The 16,231-nt window shown below is 67.5% G+C and carries 14 protein-coding genes and 1 pseudogene; 5 read left to right on the top strand and 10 right to left on the bottom strand.

Translation table 11 applies throughout. The annotated features are described in order from the left end of the window. Positions 1 to 2: 2 nt before the first annotated feature. The 7 genes from ACFOPI_RS00655 to ACFOPI_RS00685 are packed head-to-tail and all read right to left on the bottom strand — an operon-like array spanning position 3 to position 6,645. Positions 3 to 1,049, bottom strand: coding sequence for a FecCD family ABC transporter permease (locus ACFOPI_RS00655; RefSeq protein ID WP_382170920.1), 1,047 nt, complete (start codon positions 1,047 to 1,049; stop codon positions 3 to 5). Positions 1,050 to 1,090: 41 nt separating this feature from the next. Next, positions 1,091 to 1,564 carry a hypothetical protein gene (locus ACFOPI_RS00660; RefSeq protein ID WP_382169743.1) on the bottom strand — a complete coding sequence of 158 codons (474 nt, stop codon included), beginning with the start codon at positions 1,562 to 1,564 and terminating at the stop codon, positions 1,091 to 1,093. Then, positions 1,561 to 2,532, bottom strand: a complete 972-nt coding sequence (locus tag ACFOPI_RS00665) for a heme/hemin ABC transporter substrate-binding protein (RefSeq protein ID WP_382169745.1) — start codon at positions 2,530 to 2,532, stop codon at positions 1,561 to 1,563. Before ACFOPI_RS00665 ends, ACFOPI_RS00660 begins: the two co-directional genes overlap by 4 nt. Before the next feature lie 27 nt (positions 2,533 to 2,559). Beyond that, positions 2,560 to 2,967, bottom strand: coding sequence for a VOC family protein (locus ACFOPI_RS00670; protein ID WP_382169746.1), 408 nt, complete (start codon positions 2,965 to 2,967; stop codon positions 2,560 to 2,562). Then, positions 2,964 to 4,052 carry a hemin-degrading factor gene (locus ACFOPI_RS00675; RefSeq protein WP_382169748.1) on the bottom strand — a complete coding sequence of 363 codons (1,089 nt, stop codon included), beginning with the start codon at positions 4,050 to 4,052 and terminating at the stop codon, positions 2,964 to 2,966. The genes ACFOPI_RS00670 and ACFOPI_RS00675 overlap by 4 nt, the downstream gene beginning before the upstream one ends. 32 nt (positions 4,053 to 4,084) lie before the next feature. Further along, the gene (locus ACFOPI_RS00680; protein WP_382169750.1) at positions 4,085 to 4,423 is read right to left on the bottom strand and encodes a hypothetical protein; all 339 of its coding nucleotides are present in this window, start codon (positions 4,421 to 4,423) and stop codon (positions 4,085 to 4,087) included. 20 nt (positions 4,424 to 4,443) lie between these two features. Continuing rightward, positions 4,444 to 6,645: a TonB-dependent hemoglobin/transferrin/lactoferrin family receptor gene (locus ACFOPI_RS00685; protein ID WP_382169752.1), complete on the bottom strand. Its 2,202-nt coding sequence runs from the start codon at positions 6,643 to 6,645 to the stop codon at positions 4,444 to 4,446. A 260-nt stretch (positions 6,646 to 6,905) separates the two neighbouring features. Between ACFOPI_RS00685 and bfr the strand changes: the two genes are divergently transcribed. From bfr to ACFOPI_RS00710, 5 genes and pseudogenes are all read left to right on the top strand, one after another. Next, a complete protein-coding gene (bfr, locus tag ACFOPI_RS00690; RefSeq protein ID WP_382169754.1) occupies positions 6,906 to 7,382 on the top strand; it encodes a bacterioferritin in 477 nt (158 codons plus the stop codon). A gap of 110 nt (positions 7,383 to 7,492) precedes the next feature. Further along, complete coding sequence (locus ACFOPI_RS00695; protein ID WP_066258802.1) at positions 7,493 to 7,705, top strand: (2Fe-2S)-binding protein; 213 nt, start codon at positions 7,493 to 7,495, stop codon at positions 7,703 to 7,705. Between the two features lie 201 nt (positions 7,706 to 7,906). After that, on the top strand, positions 7,907 to 10,213 hold the full coding sequence (locus ACFOPI_RS00700; RefSeq protein ID WP_382169756.1) for an NADP-dependent malic enzyme: 2,307 nt from the start codon (positions 7,907 to 7,909) through the stop codon (positions 10,211 to 10,213). Between the two features lie 203 nt (positions 10,214 to 10,416). After that, positions 10,417 to 10,848, top strand: coding sequence for a ribonuclease domain-containing protein (locus tag ACFOPI_RS00705; protein WP_382169758.1), 432 nt, complete (start codon positions 10,417 to 10,419; stop codon positions 10,846 to 10,848). 58 nt (positions 10,849 to 10,906) lie between these two features. Beyond that, positions 10,907 to 11,302 (top strand): annotated as a pseudogene (locus ACFOPI_RS00710) (barstar family protein); the annotation flags it as partial. Between the two features lie 193 nt (positions 11,303 to 11,495). Here the strand turns inward: ACFOPI_RS00710 and rsmA are convergent. Genes rsmA through ACFOPI_RS00725 form a run of 3 tightly spaced genes read right to left on the bottom strand, consistent with a single transcriptional unit; the run spans position 11,496 to position 16,096 of the window. Then, positions 11,496 to 12,260 carry a 16S rRNA (adenine(1518)-N(6)/adenine(1519)-N(6))-dimethyltransferase RsmA gene (rsmA, locus tag ACFOPI_RS00715; protein ID WP_382169760.1) on the bottom strand — a complete coding sequence of 255 codons (765 nt, stop codon included), beginning with the start codon at positions 12,258 to 12,260 and terminating at the stop codon, positions 11,496 to 11,498. 22 nt (positions 12,261 to 12,282) lie between these two features. Next, positions 12,283 to 13,653 (bottom strand): peptidylprolyl isomerase, encoded by a 1,371-nt coding sequence (locus tag ACFOPI_RS00720; protein ID WP_382169762.1) that lies wholly within the window; start codon positions 13,651 to 13,653, stop codon positions 12,283 to 12,285. Further along, positions 13,646 to 16,096, bottom strand: coding sequence for an LPS-assembly protein LptD (locus ACFOPI_RS00725; protein WP_382169764.1), 2,451 nt, complete (start codon positions 16,094 to 16,096; stop codon positions 13,646 to 13,648). Before ACFOPI_RS00725 ends, ACFOPI_RS00720 begins: the two co-directional genes overlap by 8 nt. Positions 16,097 to 16,231: the final 135 nt, after the last annotated feature.

The raw sequence follows: 16,231 nt of genomic DNA on the forward strand, positions 1-16,231 counted from the left end.
GTTCACAGCCGCCTCCCGTGCGCCCCGCGCAGCAGCAACAGGAAGAAGGGCACGCCCACCAGCGCGGTGAGCACGCCCAGCGGCAGTTCGGCCGGCGCGGCCACAGTGCGGGCCACGGCGTCGGCCGCCAGCACCAGGCTGGCGCCCAGCAGGGCCGAGCCGGGCAGCACCCAGCGGTGGTCCGGCCCGGCGGCCAGGCGCACCATGTGCGGCGCCACCAGGCCGATGAATCCGATGATGCCGGTGGTGGCCGTGACCACGCCCACCGCCAGCGCGGTGACCACGATCACGCGGCGCTGCACGCGCTCCACCGGCACGCCCAGCAGCACGGCCTGTGCCTCGCCGAGCGCCAGCGCGTTGAGCGTGCGCGCCAGCGGCAGGCCCAGGGCCAGCGCCAGCAGCGACAGCGCGGCCACCAGCTGCACCGCACTCCAGCGCGCGCCGCCCAGGCTGCCCAGCAGCCAGAACTGCAGGCTGCGCAGCTGCTCGTCGCTGGCCAGGAAGCTCAGCAGCCCCAGGCCGGCGCCGGCCAGCGCGTTGACCGCGATGCCGGCCAGCAGCATCAGCCCCACGCGGGTGCCGCCCTCGCCGCGCGAGAGCAGCCAGACCAGCGCCGTCACGCCCAGCCCGCCACCGAAGGCCATCAACACCAGGGTCCAGCTGCCCAGGGCACGCGGCAGCTCGGGGAACCAGGCGGCACCCAGCACGATGGTGACGCCCGCGGCCAGCGCGGCGCCGCTGCTGACGCCGATCAGACCGGGGTCGGCCAGCGGGTTGCGGAACAGGCCCTGCATCAACGCCCCGGCCATGCCCAGCGCGGCCCCCGCGCACAGGCCCAGCAGCAGGCGCGGCAGGCGGATGTTGAAGAAGACCAGGTCGGCGCCTTCGCTCACCGCGTCGCCGGTGCCGGTGAGAGCACGCGCAATCACGCCCGGCAGCTCGGACAACGGCAGACCGTAGGCGCCACGGCCGGCAGACCAGAGCAGGGTGGCCAGCAGCAGCAGCGCCAATGCGGCCAGCAGCGCCGGGCCGGTGAGGCGGCGCGGCATGGCGCCTTCGTGCACCGGACCCCGCAGGGCGGCGGTGCCGCTCACCCGGCGTCCTCCGGCCAGTCACCGTCCAGCAGCTCGAAGCGGGCCAGCAGCGCCGGATCGTGGGCGCAGACACCCCAGTCGACGCAGTGGATGCGGTTGCCGTGCAGGTCGCGCAGCTCGAACTCGCGCGCGCCCCAGGGCCGCAGCATCGGCCCGCCCACCGACAGCCGGGCCAGCGGGTCCATGCCGGCGGCCTTCAGCGCCGCCCGCAGGCTGGTGTACAGGGTCTCGATGCGGTGCACCACCACGCTCTGCTGTGCGGGCACGAAGCGCGCCGCCGGCAGGTCGGACGGCCCCAGACGCTCGAAGCGCCCCGGCGGCGCGGCACAGGCCCACAGCTGCAGCTGCAGCGGCCCGTGGCGCAGCAGGGCGAGCGCGCCGGGCACGTGCTGCAGGCACTCGAAGCCCAGGCGGCCGGTGTAGTCGGCGAGCGAACGCGGCAAATCGGGGGTGCGCAGCACGGCACTCATGACATCACCACCCGTTCGTGCAGCGTCAGGATCACCTCCGGTAGCCGCGGGCCGAAGCCCAGCAGTTCCAGGGCGTCGAGGTGCAGCAGCGAGCGCCCGCCCGCGCGCTGGCGGTAGGCCGGCGTGAGCGCAAGCTCGGGCCGCTGCCAGAACTTCTCGGCCCCGCCCACGGCCTCCAGCCCCTGGGTGGTCATGAGGATCAGGTCGGGCGCCGCCAGGGCCATGGCCTCGGCCGTCATCGGCCGGTAGCCCTTGAAGCCGCCCAGCGCATTGGTGGCCCCCATGAACCGGATCACCGCATCGGCCGCCGTGGCCTCGCCCGAGACCAGCGGGCTGCCGGTGTGCGAGAGCACGAACAGCACGCGCGGCGGGCGCGCCTGGCTGCCCCGTCGCACCTGGTCCTGCACCGCGGCCCAGCGGGCGTCCAGCCGCTCCTGCAGGGCCCGCGCCTCGGCCTCGCGCCCGGTGGCACGGCCCACGGCCGCCACCTTGCGCCGCACCTCGTCCCAGCGGTGGTCGGACTCGATCAGCTCCACCCTCACACCTGCGCTGCGGATCTGGTCCAGCACCACCGGCGGGCCGGCGTCGGTGCCGGCGACCAGCGCATCCGGCCGCAAGGCCAGCAGGCCCTCGGCGGAGAGCTGGCGCATGTAGCCGACCTTGGGCGTCTTCTGCGCGGCTTCGGGAAAGAGGCTGGTGGTGTCGGTGCCCACCAGCAGGTCCTGCGCGCCCAGCGCGAAGACCACTTCGGTGATGCCGCCGCCGACCGTGACCAGGCGCGGCCGGCGCTCAGCGCCCGGCGTCCGGGAGCCGGCAGCAGGGGCAGTCTGGCTCCACGAAGGCCTGCCAGCGGCGAGCAGCGCCGAGCCAGCCAGGCACACGAGCGCCCGCCGCCTGGGCACGTTGGCGGACCAGTCGGTCGCGGGCGGTGACGCGGGACGGCGGGGGTGTGACAGCGGTGAATCCATGGGTGTGGTGTCGGGGTGGCATGGGGGTCAGTCGGCCAGTCGGCCGACGGGTGCGAAGCCGGGGGTGTTCTGGCCGATGTGCCAGCAGACGCCGGCGGGGTCGATGACGACAAATTCGGTGATGCCCCAGGGCTGGTCCACCAGCGGCGTGACGCGCGCGCCGTAGCGGGCGGCCAGATCCTGCGCCTGCACGTGCGCGAACCAGGCCTGCACGTCCGGCACCAGCAGGTGCATCACCAGGTGGTCCGCCAGCGTGGGTTCGTAGAAGTCCTGCAGCAGGAAGGGGCAACCGTCGACGTGGAAGTAGGCGACGCCGCCGCCTTCGGAACGCTGCTCGAAACCGAGGTCGGCGTAGAAGCGCTTGGACAGCTCGAAGTCCTTCGCGGGCACGAAGGCCTTGAGTTCGATGGCTTTGAGTGTGGTCGGCCCGTTCATGCGGCCACCTCGCCGGTGTGGCGCAGCGGCGCAAGCAGGGCGCGCCAGTCCGCCCGTTCGGGCTGGCCGGGTTTGCGCGCGCCGAAGAACATGGCCATGAGCCCGCCGTCGCCATCGAACACCTCCAGCGAGGTCACGGTGCCAAAGTCACCCGGCTTTTCCACGATCCAGGCACTGGCGATCAGGTCTTCGCGCAGGTGCAGGTTGAAGCCCGGGTCGAGCACGTTGAGCCATGTCTTGCCGTGCACTTCCATGGGCTCGACCCGCTGCACAGGACCGGTGTGGATCTGGATGCAGCCCGGGCTGCCGACGAAGACCATGATGGGCGTGCCATCGAGCGATGCGGCCAGCAGCAGCTGGCGCACAGCCCCGCTGTCCACACGTTGCGTGAAGCGCCCCTCCACCAAACCGAAGGCCTGCTGGCGCTCCAACCCGAACTGGCGCAGCAGGCCGAAGAACTGGTGCGTGTCGGTCATCGCCGCCCAGGCCTGCGTGAAGTCGTCGGCACAGCGCGCCGCCACATCGGCCGCAGCGGGCGGGGCCACTGGCGCACGCCCCGGCTGGAAGGCCAGCTCGCGCGTCGGATCGGCCCATCGCTGCTGCACCTGCTCCCAGACACTCTGCACGGTCTGCGCCCGGGGGTAGACCTTGTGCACAGCCGTGCCATGCGCATCGAAGAACTGCAGGCTGGCCTGTTCGCTGCCGTTCGCCTGCCGCTCGGTGACCACAAAGCCGGCGTGCCAGTGCTGGAAGAACAGCCGCAGGTCGATGTCCTCGCCCACCGCCAGACCCACCGGGCCGCTAGCCGAGAGGTTTTGGTAGACACCGGTCTTTTCGTGCACCGTGCTGTCGTTGCGGGTCAGCGCCATCAGCGGCCCGCAGGCTTCCAGAGACTGGAGAATCTCCAGCCAGCGGGGCTGCAGGGGCACGGCGCGCAGCGGCTGGTCGTGCCCGCCCACGTGCGCCGCGACCGCGGCACCCTCGCTCAGGCCGATGGCCTCGGCGGCCTCGCGGGCGCGCAGACCGCGGGAGCGGGCTTCAGCGAACCGTTGGCGGAGTTCGACCGCCGTCGTGCGGATGTTCATCGCGGGCTCCTCGATGGTCGTGGGCGCCGCACTCATTGCAGCGCCCCGGGGGCGGTGTGCCACAGAGCGGTCGGCACCGGCTCGCGCGGCCCTTGGGCGCCGGCCTCCTCCAGCAGGATCTGCCAGCGCGTGCGCAGGTTGCCCAGCATGCAGCGCATGGGCGGCGCCACCTGCGGGTGGTTGGCCAGGAAGAAGAGGTTGGACACCAGCTTCCTGACAATCAGGCCCCGGTTCGGGCACTCGGCGCCGGCCTGGGCGTAGCCCGTCATCAGGGCGAAGGTGCCGGCCATCAGCGCGTCGACGGAGGGCAGCAGGTACTCCTCGTCACCGGTGGAATCGTCGGGAGCGGGTTGCGGGTGCAGGGCGTCCATGGGGCCTCCTTGGGGATGGGTCAGAACTCGGTCACCAGCGCCACCGAGACGCTGCGGCCGGGAGCGGTGTAGGCGTCCAGCACGGGGGACGTGGCGGCCACGCCGCGTACGTTGGTCCACTGCCAGTACGTCCGGTCGGTCAGGTTGCGCACCGCGGCGCTGAGCCGGGTGGTCTGGCTCAGCTGCCAGCTCGTCTTGAGGTCCAGCGTGGTGTACGCCTTGGGCACGAACTGGGCCGGGGTGGCGCTGAAGTCCACGTCCTTGGCCTTCTTGGCGGCCACGTGCGTCAGGCCCAGGCCGACGGTCCAGGCGCCGAGTTTCTGCTCCAGCGCCGCGTGCAGCTCGGCCGGGTTGACCGAGTTCAGCGGCCGGCCGGTGCTGGTGTCTTTGCCCTGGGTGCGGCCCAGGGCCAGGCGCAGCGCGGTCGCTGCCGCCAGCTGCCAGCGCCCCTTGAGCTCCACACCGCTGAGGCTGACCTTCCCCCGGTTGACCGCCTGGTACTGGATCGGATCGCCGGGCACGCCCGTGCCGTTCACACGCACCAGTTCTTCGATGAAGTCCTTGTAGCGGCCGGTGAAGGCGCTGGCCTCCCACTGGACGCCATCGCCCTGACCGCGCACGCCCAGTTCCAGGGTCCTGCTCTTCTCCGGCTTGAGGTCGGGGTTGGGAATGCTCTGGTAGTAGCCCAGCGGGTTGTCGAAATAGTTGTTGAGCTGCAGCGCCGAGGGCGCGCGGAAGCCAGCGGCCAGGTTGCCGAACAGGGCCCAATGTTCGTTCGCGCGGTAGATCGCGCCCAGCTTGGGTGAGAGCGCTGACGCGCTCAGGTCGGCCGGCTGCTTGGGGTACAAGGCGTCGTCTTCGGCGTCCAGGCGCACATGGTCGTAGCGCAGCGCGGGCACCACGGTCCAGCGCTCGGTCTGGAACTCGTTCTGCACGAAGGCGCCCACGGTGTTCTCCGTGGTCTCGGGAAAGCGCTTGAGCGGGTAGCGCTCGTAGACCGGCGGCACGGTGCCGGTGACCAGGTTGTCGAGTTCGCTGCGCACCAGGTCCACGCCATAGACCAGGCGCTGCGCCCAGCCGCCTGCGGGCGAGGACAGGGACTTCTCTGCCTGCAGCGTGGTCTGCAGCAGGCGCTCTTCGTAGGTGACGTCGCGGCTGCGGCCGGTCACCGGGCCACCGGCCAGGCTGCGGCGCTGCTCCAGGGCCAACTCCCGCGATTCGGCGTCCTGCAGCGCCACGGTGGCCCGCAGCTCGTCGGCCCAGGGGGCGTCCGTGCGGAAGCGGCCATCCCAGCCCAGGCGGCTGCGGCGCAGGTCGGTGGTGCCATCGAGGTCGGTGGTCAAGAAGCCGTTGGCCGCGCCCCGGCCGCTGTAGACCTCGACCTCGCTGCGCTTGTCGATGTGTTCGGCCGTGAAGCTGTGCTTCTGCCCGCCGCCCGGCGTCGCGATCCACTTGAGCAGCGCGCCCAGCGAGCGGTCGTCCTGCGGGTTGGGGGCGGTGCGGGCGCTACTGGCCGACGTGTTGCGGCCCTGGTTGTCCAGCGCGCCAGCCACACCGTAGTGCAGGCTCGCCAGGTACTGGTGGCGTTCGTTGGGTGTCCCCGCGACCATCAGGCCGGCACGGCGCCCGTCGTCCTCGGTGTCGGCCTGCAGGCTCAACCGCGTGAGCGTGGTCTGCCCCGGCTTCACCAGATCTCTCGGCTCGGCGGTGAACATGGCCACGTGACCGGCCAGGCCGTCCGAGCCGTACAGCGCCGAACCCGCACCGCGCTGGATCTCCACGCGCGAGATGTGGCCCAGCTCGAAGTAGTCGCGACCGAAGGCGGCCGAGCCGAACACACCGCTGGTCAGCTCCCTCGGCATGCGCACGCCATCGACCGTCAGCAGCACCCGGTTGCCTTCCAGCCCGCGGATGTTGAAGCCGGCGTTGCCGTCACGGCCGGTGGAGCCGACCGCCGCGCCAAAGCGGGTGGGCGCGCGCTTCACCGACACATTGGGCAGCGTCTGCACGAGGTCCCGGATGTCCTGCACGCCCGCCGGGTCCAGCGCCTGGGCACCCAGCACGTCGATGACCACCGGCACCTCGGCGGGGTCGCGCTCGCTGCGCGATCCGGTGACCACCACGGTGGGCAGGCTGGCAGCCTCGGGCTCGGCGGCCGGGGCCTGCTGGGCCAGGGCGACAGACTGAGAGAGCACCAGCACCGCCAGCGCCACAGGGGCCATGGCGGCGACAGGAGGCCGGAGTGCGGCGGAACGGAACGCGGAACAAGGGTGCATGGACAGGCCTGAAGAAGAAGAACGTCTTCCCGGGCTGGCTGCACACAGGCCACAGAAGCGGCGCATGCTTGGCTGGCAGGGGTGGTGAGTGTTGATTATATGAGAATGATTCGCATTAAGTATAGTGTTTGTGATTTTGAGTCCGCAAGGGGCGTCCGGACTGACCACAATGGCGGTTCCCACACAAAACAGGAAAGGACGGACCCATGAAAGGCGACCCACAAGCCATTGCCCATCTGCAGGCCCAGCTCAAGAACGAGCTGACCGCGATCAACCAGTACTTCGTGCACTACCGCATGCTCAAGCACTGGGGCCTGGACAAGCTGGCCAAGAAGGAATATTCGGAGTCGATCGGCGAGATGAAGCACGCCGACTGGCTGATGGACCGCATCTTCATGCTCGACGGCCTGCCGAACCTGCAGGACCTGGGCAAGCTCAACATCGGCGAAAACGTGCCCGAAATGCTGGGCAGCGACCTGGCGCTGGAGCGCGGCGCGCAGGCCACCATCAAGGACGGTGTGGCCTATTGCGAGTCGGTGCGCGACTTCGTCTCGCGCGACCTGCTGATGAAGATCCTAGACGACACCGAGGAACACATCGACTTCCTCGAAACCCAACTCGAACTCATCGACAAGGTCGGCATCCAGAACTACCTGCAGAGCCAGATGGGCGACGAGAGCTGACCGGAGATCCCCCGGACACGGGGGTCAAACCCCTGGGTGCACAGGGGACTTTGAGGTTTGAATGCGAGCAATTATCATTTGCTTGTTCTTCCTCCGATCCCCTTGCCATCATGATCGTCTGTGTCTGCCGCCGTGTGAACGACAAAGCCATCGCCCAGGCTGCGCGCTGTGGCGCCAGCTTCGACGACATCCAGATCGACATGGGTGTGGCCACCCAGTGCGGGCAATGCGAGTCGAGCGCCCGCGCGGTGTGGATGCAGTGCCGCCCCTCCCAGCCCACCGCTCATCTGCAACTGCAGACCGAGGCGCCGGTCCCGGCCTGATTCATTACCCCTTGCAGTAAAAGCCGCCCTCGGGCGGCTTTTTGCTGTGGAAAACCGAGCTTGCGCGCGCCGGATTACGGCCCAGAATGTCACAGGCGCCCGAACCATCCGTTCGCAAAAAACGATGGTCATGCCGAACACCAAGATTTAGAATGCGCAACAGCGTTTCGCATTGCAGAATCAACACGCCGGAGACAGCCCATGAGCACCGAACAAGCCCAGAACAAGCGCGCAGAGCTGCGCCGCGCCGCCCTCGAATACCACGAGAAACCCGTCCCCGGCAAAGTGGCCATTGCCGCCACCAAGCAGCTGACCAACCAGCGCGACCTGGCGCTGGCCTACTCGCCCGGCGTGGCCGCGCCCTGCGAAGAGATCGTGGCAGACCCCGTCAACGCCTTCAAATACACCGCGCGTGGCAATCTGGTGGCGGTCATCACCAATGGCACCGCCGTGCTGGGTCTGGGCGACATCGGCCCGCTGGCGGCCAAGCCGGTGATGGAAGGCAAAGGGGTGCTGTTCAAGAAGTTCTCGGGCATCGACGTCTTCGACATCGAGATCAACGAGAAGGACCCCGACAAGCTGGTCGAGATCATCGCGTCGCTCGAACCCACCTTCGGCGGCATCAACCTCGAAGACATCAAGGCGCCCGACTGTTTCTACGTCGAACGCAAGCTGCGCGAGCGCATGAAGATTCCGGTCTTCCACGACGACCAGCACGGCACGGCCATCGTGGTCGGCGCGGCCCTGCTCAACGGCCTGAAGGTCGTGGGCAAGAACATCAAGGAGGTCAAGCTGGTGACCTCGGGCGCCGGCGCCGCGGCGCTGGCCTGCATCCAGCTGCTGGTCAAGCTGGGGCTGCCGCGCGAGAACATCTGGGTGACCGATCTGGCCGGCCTGGTCTATGAAGGCCGCACCGAACTCATGGACCCGGACAAGGCGGTGTTCGCTCAGAAGACCGCGCAGCGCACGCTCAGCGAGGCGATCGCCGGTGCCGACGTGTTCCTCGGCCTCTCGGCCGGCGGTGTGCTCAAGAAGGACATGGTCGCCAAGATGGCCGCCAGGCCGCTGATTTTTGCGCTGGCCAACCCGAACCCCGAGATCGCGCCCGAAGACGTGAAGGCGGTGCGCGACGACGCCATCATGGCCACCGGCCGCACCGACTACCCGAACCAGGTCAACAACGTCCTGTGCTTCCCCTACATCTTCCGCGGCGCGTTGGACGCCGGCGCGTCCACCATCACCGACGAGATGGAGATCGCCGCGGTGCACGCGATTGCCGAGCTGGCCCAGGCCGAACAGAGCGAAGTGGTGGCAGCGGCGTACGCCGGCGAGAAGCTGGCCTTCGGCCCCGAGTACCTGATCCCCAAGCCCTTCGACCCGCGCCTGATGATGAAGATTGCGCCGGCCGTGGCTCAGGCGGCAGCCGACAGCGGCGTGGCCCTGCGCCCGGTCACCGACATGGACGCCTACAAGCAGCGCCTGCAGAGCTTCGTGTTCGCCTCCGGCACCATCATGAAGCCGCTGTATGCGGCCGCCAAGACCGCGCTGAAGAAGCGCGTGGCCTACGCCGAGGGTGAGGAGGAGCGGGTGCTGCGCGCCTGCCAGATCGTGGTCGACGAGAACCTGGCCCGCCCGACGCTGCTGGGACGCCCGGCGATCATCGCCGAGCGCATCGAAAAATTCGGCCTGCGCCTGAAGGAAGGCCTGGACTACGACGTGGTCAACGTCGAGCAGGACGCGCGCTACCGGGAGCTGTGGACCACCTACCACCAACTCATGGAGCGCCGGGGTGTGACCGAGCAGCTGGCCAAGATCGAGATGCGCCGACGCCTGACGCTGATCAGCTCCATGCTGCTGCGCCGCGGCGACGTGGATGGCATGATCTGCGGCACCTGGGGGAACACTCAGCTGCACCTGGACTACATCGACCAGGTGATCGGCAAGCGTGAAGGCGCCATCTGCTACGCGGCCATGAATGCCCTGATGCTGCCCGGCCGCCAGGTGTTCCTGGTGGACACGCACATCAACTACGACCCCACGGCCGAACAGCTGGCCGAGATCACCCAGATGGCGGCCCGCAAGATGATGCGCTTTGGCATCACGCCCAAGGCGGCTCTGCTCTCGCACAGCAACTTCGGCTCCAGCAACCAACCCAGCGCAGTCAAGATGCGCGAGACCCTGGCCATCCTGCAATCGAATGCACCGTGGCTGGAGGTGGATGGCGAGATGCACGGCGACGTGGCGCTGGATGCCGATGCACGGGTGTCGATCATGCCGCGCTCGACCCTGCAGGGCGACGCCAACCTGCTGGTCTGCCCCAATATCGACGCCGCCAACATCGCCTACAACCTGCTCAAGACTGCGGCCGGAGGCAACATCGCCATCGGCCCGATGCTGCTGGGTGTGGGAAAACCTGTGCACATCCTCACCGCCAGCGCCACCGTGCGCCGCATTGTCAACATGACCGCCCTCACCGTTGCCGAAGCCAACGCGCAGCGTCAAGCTTGATGCATATAGCAAGCACTAACTAATTTTCACAATTGCCCCTGCTGAACCTGCTCAATTAATCAGCAACAACTTGCTTTTTTGCAGCGCATCAGGCACACTTGCGCGCTTGTATTTCAGGGTTAACCCACCCCAAAAAGGGGAGGAATCTGCGCTGAGCAGACGCCCCGGGACAGGTGGATGGCTTGAGGAACACAGGGACTTTGATGGGTCTGCAACCGATCCGGGCAACAAAGAGCCGTGTCGGGCTGGTCGTGGGGCTGGCCCTTTCCGCGGTTCTGGCGACGTCGCTGAGCACCATGCTGGTGCAGGCCCGGACCCCCTCTTCCGTACTTCCCGGTTCAGCGGTGGCTTCGGTGGCCTATACCGGCCTGCCGCCACAGGGACAGGCTGTCATGGAGCAGATTCGCCAGGGGGGACCGTTCCGGTATGAGAAGGACGGCACCGTGTTCGGCAACCGCGAGCGCCTGCTGCCCAGCCAGAAGCGGGGTTATTACCGGGAATACACAGTGCCCACGCCGGGGTTGAGGCACCGCGGGGCCAGGCGGATCGTGTGCGGAGGCCAGCAGCCACGTTCGCCGGATGCTTGTTATTACACCGAGGATCACTACAGCAGTTTCCGGCTGATCGTGCAGTGACCCGCGGTGATGTGAGTGGATTTCGTTTTCAACTTTGACTGTAGAAAGAGACGCGGAGATGGACACGCCACTTCGTAACGTTCGTACCAACATCGTTCAGTCGATCCGCGCCTTCGGCGTGAAAGACCTGCAGGCTGCCGCCGAGCAGCTGGGTCACCACTTCCTGTACGCCAACCTGGCCAAGGCCCAGAGCAAGCAGGACGTGCTCGAACTGATCGCAGCACAGTACACTTTGCCGCCGCATTTCGGCAAAAACTTTGACGCCCTCTACGACTGCATGACCGATCTGGTCCACAAGTCGGGTCCGCAGACCGGTTTCATCGTCGTGCTCGAACACATCCCGGCGCACGCCAAGTTCGACAAGGAAGCGCGCGAGCAACTGCTGGACATCTTCCGCGACGCGGCCGACTACTGGAGTGATCGCAAGATTCCGTTCCGCTGCTTCTATTCTTTCTCGGTCGCGCGCGCCCCAAAAGGTGAAGAGCCGATCGAGGTGGAGAACGAAGAGCCCATGCCCACGGACAAGATCCTGGACGTGAGCCCGATGGCGCTGCGTATGAGCAGCCCGTTCAATGCGGGTTACTGGCTGACCGCTGCCTGATCAACCTCGGAACCTCTAAAAGCCGCTGCTCATGCAGCGGCTTTTTTCATGTCCGAACGGCCTGCGCGAGCGCAACGTACTCCGCCACCGGCACCTCTTCGGCCCGGCGCTGCAAGTCGAAGTCGCCCATGTAGCCCCGTTCCTCCAACCACCGGCCCAAGGTGTTGCGCAGGATCTTGCGGCGTTGGCTGAACGCCGTCTGCACCAGGTCGCCATAGGTCCTGAAATCCATCGCTGGCGGTTGCGCCAACGGCACCATGCGCACCACCGCGCTGTCGACCCGGGGCGGTGGGTCGAAGCTCTCGGGCGGCACGAACAGCACGTTCTCCATGGCATAGCGCCACTGGAGCATCACCGAGAGACGACCGTAGTCGGCGGTGGCCGGTGCGGCCACCATGCGGTCAATGACCTCTTTCTGCAGCATGAAGTGCTGGTCCTGAACGACCGCCACATGATCGAGCAGGTGAAACAGGATAGGACTGGAGATGTTGTAGGGCAGATTGCCCACCACGCGGATCTTGCGACCCTGCCAGCGCGCCGACAGCGCGGTGAAGTCCACGCGGAGCACGTCGGACTCGACCACGTCCAGCAGGCTGTGCTCCCGCAGGCGGGCCGCCAGGTCCCGGTCCAGCTCGATCACCGTCAGGCGACCCAGGCGCTCGACCAGCGGCTGGGTCAAGGCCGCCAGACCCGGACCGATTTCCACCATGGCGTCCGATGGCGACGGCGCGATCGCTGCGACGATCGCATCGATGATGGCGGTGTCGCTCAGGAAATGCTGACCGAAGCGCTTTCGCGCGACATGCTTCATGCGCAGGCGTGCCTATGAAGACTCAAGGCTGCGGCGCTTCGCGCATCTCGACAAAGGCGCGGCTGCGCACCTCTTCGGTCCACGCGTTGATCGCGTCGTCGGCCTTCTGTTCTCGCACCAGTTCGCGCGCCATGTCACGCTGCTCGCGCTCGCTGAGCGCGGCCTGGCGGCGCTCCTCCAGACGGATCAGGTGCACGCCAAACCGGGACACCACCGGTTGCGACACCTCGCCGGGACGCAGCGCATTCATCACCTGCTCGAACTCGGGCACGAACTGGCCTGGTGAGACCCAGCCCAGGTCACCGCCCTGGCGGGCAGAACCATCCTGGCTGTACTGACGGGCCAGATCCTCAAAGCTGGCCTGTCCTGCAGCAATCTGCTGGCGATAGCTGTTCAGCCTTGCAATGGCTTCGTCCTGGCTCAGTTGAGCGCCCGGGCGCAGCAGAATGTGGCGCGCACGGCTCTGCACGACACTCAGTTCGGGCAACGGAGACTGGCGCTTGTCCACCACTTTGAGCACGTGCAGCCCGGCCGCACTGCGCAAGGGCCCGGAAACGCCACCCACCGGCAGGTTGCGTGTGGCCTGCACAAACAGCTCGGGCAGGCGCGACAGCGGCCTGAACCCGAGGAGACCGCCACTGGACGCCTCGGGCGCTTCTGAGTACTCACGCGCCTGAACCGCCAGATCGGCCCCCTTGCGCAGACGGTCGACCACACCCTGGGCCCGGGCTTCCAGCTCGCGCAGCTTGTCGGGACTGGCCCCTTCGGGCACCTGTACCAGCACATGTCCGAGGTTGAGTTCAAGCCCTTCGGGACGGGCGGCCTGCCGCTCCGCAATGAAGCGGTCGATGTCGGCCTCGGTGACGCGCACGCGCGCCTCCACCTCACGGTCGCGCAGGCGCTGCAGCAACACCTGGTTGCGCAGTTCGTTGCGCAGCTTGTTGATGTCCATGCCCTCGGCAGCCAGCCGCTGCCGGAAAGCCTCTACGCTGAGCTGGTTCTGCGCTGCCAGCGATTGTTCGGCCTGCGCCAGCGTGGCCTCGTCCACCCGAACCCCCTGTTCGGTGGCCTGCTGCAGCAGCGCCCGTTCGACGATGAGTTGCTCCAGCACCTGCTGGACCAGTTCGCTGCGGGGCGGCAGGGCCCTGCCTTGGGCCGCGAACTGCTGTTCGACGCGCAACATGCGCTGCCGGACATCGAAGTTGGTCACGGGCTCGGAGTTGACCAGCGCGACGATGTAGTCCACGGTGCGCGTCGAGGGAGCGCTTGCGGGGCGCTGCAACTCCGGCGCCGGGCGCAGGGCCTGGCCTTGCGCCGACCAGGCACCGAGCAACAGCCCCCCGGCCAACAGGATCTGCAAGCCTGTGCGGCGAATACCTGGACGTTCAGTCATATTGCTGGAAACGGTTGGGCTGGACGACTTCTTCACGCAGGTACTGGTATTTGGGCACATTGGCCTGGATGCTCTGCAAGGAGCTGCCGCCGACTTTCGAGAAGCCGTTGAACTCCAGCTGGAACAGGATGCGGCGGTCCGAGGTGGTCGAGCTGGTCTGCAGGCGCTCCAGGACAACACGCCCCAGCCAACATCCGGCGTCGTATTCGAAACCGGCAATCACATCAATGAGCTTGCGGTCCGGCATGCTGTAGTTCAGGCGCCCGACCCCGTACCACTGCCCCGGCCCGAGGGCCCGTCCCGGCACCGGCTCGGGGGTGCGGCCCCAGATGCCGGACAGCGGCCACTGCCAGCCCAGATCGAGCTGCTCGCTCACACCCTTCTGGATACGGTAAGCCGCGCTGAGCACCTTGTAGGGACCCGGCGTGTAGCGACCACCGATGGTGGTACGGCGGGACTCGCTGGTCTTGGTGTTGTATTGCACGTTGGCATCGAGCGACCACAGCGGGTCCCACTGCACACGGGTCGACAGCAGGGTATCGCTCAGGCGCTCCGTGACCGGTGCGCCACCTGGCAGCGTCACGTTCTGGTCGGCCAGCAGGGCCCTCTGGGCAACGCCCAGGCGCACCACCTCGGCCCCGGTCTCCGAATCCAGCAGACGGGAGCTCACACCCACCGTCACCGCCCGGGTGTCGCTGATGCGGTCGTTGCCGCTGAAAGCATGTTCGGCAAACATGCTGGAGTAGTTGAAACTGCGCGCTGCCGAGTCGTAGTTGGGCAGATCGCTCTGGTCGCGGAACGGTGTCCAGGTCGCAAAGGCCCGCGGCTCCAGGGTCTGGATGTAGCTGGTACCGAGGAACTCGGTGGGTCGCTCGAACACGAGGCCGCTGTCGATGCTGACCGTTGGCACGGTGCGGGAGGCCGACACATTGGACCCGGTCGTGTTGTCGTTGCTGTAGCGCGCCATGTGCACGCGCGCCTTGGGCGTGACGTACCAGCCGGGGGCCTGCCAGCGCCGGGCGATCTGGGCCACCGCCACCGAACGGTCACCACCGATCTCCCGCCCGGTGGGGACTCCCGCACTCAACACAGCCCGCTGAAAGCGTGTCGCGTTGGTAGCGAAGGACAAATCCCATCCAGGTGCACCAAACAGGGTCTGGTTGGGTTGTTCGTAGGAAAAGCCCATGGACGGCAACCGGTCGAACGGCGGCGTGATCGGCGCATTCACATCCTGCAGGGTCTGGTACCGGTACATGCCAGCACTGGCGGACCAGGGACCCTTGCCCCAGCCCAACGCCACTTCGTTGTACAGCAGGCGTGAGGTCAGCGAGGTGATGGTGCGCGGGAAGTCGCGCCAGTAGTTGTCGTCGCTGACCTTGTTGAGGTTCACGCGCAGCCCGATCGGGCTGCCACCGCCGATCGGGCGGGTCAACTGGTGGTTGTGGCGGTAGGCCACCGCCCAGCGGTCGTCGTCGCGCAGCTTGTCCGAGGGCATGTAGGACGTGCGCAGGTTGCCGGTGTAACCGGGCTGCAGGTAACGGAACTCGCCCGACAGGTCGAGGCCGCGCTTGGTCATCAGCGTGGGCGTGACCGTGGCGTCGTAGTTGGGGGCAATGTTGAAGTAATAGGGCGTCGACAGCTCCACGCCGCTCTGTGTGCTGATGCTCAGGCTGGGTGGCAAGGCACCGGTCTTGCGCTGGTCCGACAGAGGGAAGCTCAGGATGGGTGCGGCCAGGATGGGCACTCCCTTGAACTCGATCACGCCCGACTTGGCAATACCCACGTCCTCCACCCGGTCCAGTTCGATGGACGAGGCGCGCACGATCCAGTCGGGCATCCAGGTCGAGCCGGGCGGCCGCGGGCAGGTCGAGTAGCGGCCATCGTGCACCATGGTCCGGTCGTCGCCCATGAAGTCGACCCGGCGTGCGTCGCCCTTGCCTTCGTTCTTCAACAGCGAATATTCGGGCTGGTTGAAGTGTCCCCAGTGGCTGTTGACGTTGACCTCGGCGTCGGGGCCGGTGAAGCGGTCGCCGTTGCGGTTGATCAGCACGTTGCCCTGGGCCTTGGTCTCGCCGGTGCGCTTGTCGTGCTCGATGCGGTCGGCGCGGATCACGGTGTCGTGCCGGCGCAGTTCGGCGCCGCCTTGCATGACCGTCACGCCGTCCATCTCGCCTTCCAGACTCTCGCCCCAGATGAAGACGGGCAGCTGCTTGCGAACCTCCGTGGGCACTTGCTGGATCAGCGACTCGCCGGGCTTGAGCCGGATGGCCGCCGCGTCGGGACCGGTGTTCTGGTTCTGGGCCCAGGACGGAACGCAGGCGCCGCCCAGTGCGAGCACGGCCAACGCCCCTTGCACAGCGCGCGCCAGGGTGGTGGGTTCCGGAAGTCGCGCCATGCGCGGCAGACGGGCGGGGCTGTTCAGGGAGGAGGAATCAGGTTTCAAGGCGGTGTGTGGCGAAACGGCCGTCTCTGATTTCGGTGACACATGCCCTGTCGCTGTCGGTCGACCGGGCCTCGGACTGCCGGCGGAGGTGACCGACGACAAGGGGGATTTGTAGAATCTCCGGCCATTATCCTA

Origin of the sequence: Hydrogenophaga luteola (genome assembly GCF_042648585.1) — a bacterium.
In the GTDB taxonomy this organism is placed as follows: Bacteria; Pseudomonadota; Gammaproteobacteria; order Burkholderiales; family Burkholderiaceae_C; genus Hydrogenophaga; species Hydrogenophaga luteola.